This window comes from Nostoc sp. (genome assembly GCF_036919495.1).
Lineage (GTDB): Bacteria > Cyanobacteriota > Cyanobacteriia > Cyanobacteriales > Nostocaceae > Nostoc.
The window spans coordinates 1-1,717 of the sequence record NZ_JBALBZ010000098.1 but is presented as its reverse complement, the minus strand read 5'-3'; the positions used below and the strand labels follow the sequence as shown (position 1 = coordinate 1,717).

At 45.9% G+C, this 1,717-nt stretch carries 2 protein-coding genes and 1 pseudogene; all 3 read right to left on the bottom strand.

The genetic code is table 11. From position 1 onward, the window contains the following. Positions 1–80, bottom strand: a pseudogene (locus tag V7K25_RS14550) (50S ribosomal protein L17); the annotation flags it as partial. A 32-nt stretch (positions 81–112) separates the two neighbouring features. After that, the gene (locus V7K25_RS14545; protein ID WP_335159013.1) at positions 113–1,060 is read right to left on the bottom strand and encodes a DNA-directed RNA polymerase subunit alpha; all 948 of its coding nucleotides are present in this window, start codon (positions 1,058–1,060) and stop codon (positions 113–115) included. Between the two features lie 324 nt (positions 1,061–1,384). Further along, a partial coding sequence (gene rpsK / locus V7K25_RS14540) for a 30S ribosomal protein S11 (RefSeq protein ID WP_335159011.1) occupies positions 1,385–1,717 on the bottom strand: 333 nt, incomplete at its 5' end.

Genomic DNA, 1,717 nt, shown 5'->3' with positions numbered 1-1,717 from the left:
TCGGTGGCGAGCGATCGCAGTAAAGCACGGCGTTGATCGGCTGGTTTACTGAGTTTTTTGACGCGACAACGGTGACGCATAATTATGCACTATGAGTTATGAACGGTTTTTCTTAAGGGTGTTTAGAGCCTCTTTCCATTGGCAGGGTGATGCCCAAGCGTCGCTGCAAAGCTTCCACGACTTCTTCTGCTGATTTCTGCCCAAAGTTCTTAATTTCTAAGAGGTCTTCTTGGGTATAATCCAACAAATCTGCCACAGAGTTAACTTGTGCCCGTTTAAGACAGTTATATGCCCGTACAGAAAGTTGCAACTCTTCAATAGGTATCTGGGCAGTTGGATCGTCTGGAATCTCTGAACCTGTGTCTGTTGGTTCTAGGGAGATGTCTTTCAACGGGTTGAATAAATCTACCAAGATCCCAGCGGCCGAAGATAGTGCTTCTTGGGGAGAAATACTGCCATTTGTCCAAACTTCCAACAGTAGTCGGTCTTTTGGAATCAAGCCTTCCCCACGAGATTCTTCAACACTGTAGTTGACTTTTCGCACCGGCATAAATATTGAGTCGATTTGGAGAAAATCCAGCGATGTGGCTTCCTCACGTCCTCGCTCTACAGTGCGATAGCCTTTACCTTTCTCAATCCGAAATTCCATTTCCAGCTTTCCACCCTCAGCGATGGTGGCTACGTACTGGGTCGGATCGATGACTTCTACTTCACTGGGCAAATCAAAATGCGCCGCAGTGATTGTTGTTGGCCCGCTAACGAGTAACCTACCAATTTGGGGCTGCGAGGAATAGTTTTTTAGGATAACTTCCTTCATTCTCATGAGGATTTCCAGCACATCTTCCCGCACGCCAGGAACTGTAGCAAACTCGTGTGAAACGCCTGCAATCCGCACTGCTGTAACTGCTGTACCTTCTAGGTTGGAGAGTAAAACTCGCCGCAGTGCATTGCCAACCGTTGTTCCTTGACCACGATCTAGAGGTTCCAGAACAAATTTACTGTAATGGTTCCGACTTTCTTCAGTATTAGACTCTACACATTCAATCTGAAACTGCGCCACGGATGAGCCTCCCTTTTTCTAAGGTGCTGCTAGCAGACAAATCAATTGCCTCCCGAATTGAATTTATGTCCTGTAGATTACAGGTATATCAAACTATTACTATAAAATTATGGTATAGTTTGACACTCCCATTTAACTTGCAGGCGCTAAGATATTTTGGGTTTCCGAAGTTTAACAGCTTTCTCTCTGAGAAATCTGACGCACTTTTGGTCACCCAAGCTTTCAAACAATGAGAATTTCCACCTTAGAAGCCCAACTGACTATTTAAGTAATTTTACTTACTTAAATTGTAGCTTCTCGCCCTCAATGCCCAAGTCTTGGTGTTTAAACTCGACGGCGCTTGGGTGGACGGCAACCATTGTGAGGAATGGGGGTAATATCTCGAATGAGTGTAATTTCCAGCCCTGCTCCTTGAAGTGCCCGGATAGCGGTTTCTCTACCTGCTCCTGGCCCACTGACCATTACCTCAATTTGGCGCATTCCTTGATCAATGGCTCTACGGGCTGCACTTTCAGCGGCAGTTTGCGCTGCAAAGGGAGTTCCCTTTTTTGCTCCCTTAAAACCGCTAGAACCAGCACTAGCCCAGGAGATGACATCTCCATTTTGATCGGTAATGGTGACAATGCTATTGTTGAAAGTAGACTGGATGTAGGCCAT